The organism is Rhodoplanes sp. SY1 (genome assembly GCF_046000175.1).
In the GTDB taxonomy this organism is placed as follows: domain Bacteria; phylum Pseudomonadota; class Alphaproteobacteria; order Rhizobiales; family Xanthobacteraceae; genus Rhodoplanes.
Genome location: NZ_JBEOMB010000268.1, coordinates 1 through 579, shown reverse-complemented (window position 1 = coordinate 579; position 579 = coordinate 1). Strand labels below are relative to the sequence as shown.

Here is a 579-nt window from a genome sequence, read left to right as displayed (position 1 = left end):
CGCTGGAGAGCTTCACGGCGTCGCAGATGGCGGTGCTGCGCTTCGTTCTCGCCGCCCTGCCGGTCGTGCTGGTGGCGCGACCGGCGCCGTGGCGCACCATCCTGTCGGTCGGGGCGACCCTGCTCACGGGGCAGTTTCTGCTGCTGTTCTTCGCGCTCGCCGCCGGTCTGCCGCCCGGCCTCGCCTCGGTGACGACCCAGATGCACGCCTTCTTCGCCGTGCTGATCGCCGCCGTCGTGCTGCGCGAGTATCCGACCCGCCGGCAGGGGATCGGGCTCGTCGTCGCCTTCACCGGGCTCCTGCTGATCGGCCTGACGGTCGGCGCGGATCTGCCGCCGCTCGCGCTGGGCCTGGCGATGGCCGCCGCGGTGAGCTGGGCGACCGGCTCGATCCTGTTGCGCAAGACGCCGCGCGGCGTCGCGATGGGCCCGCTGATCGTGTGGTGCAGCCTGGTGCCGCCGATCCCGGCCTATCTCGCGTCGCTGCTGCTCGACCATGACGCGTCGCTCCATGCCGCTGTCGTGCATGCGAGCCTCGGTAGCCTGCTCGCGGTCCTGTTCCTCGGCACGCTCGCGACGA

1 protein-coding gene is annotated in these 579 nt (G+C 72.2%); it reads left to right on the top strand.

Annotated features, from left to right (window positions below; all coding sequences use genetic code 11):
- Nucleotides 1-579 (top strand): EamA family transporter (locus tag ABTU92_RS29045; RefSeq protein WP_408095031.1); only part of this gene is annotated, 579 nt, incomplete at both ends.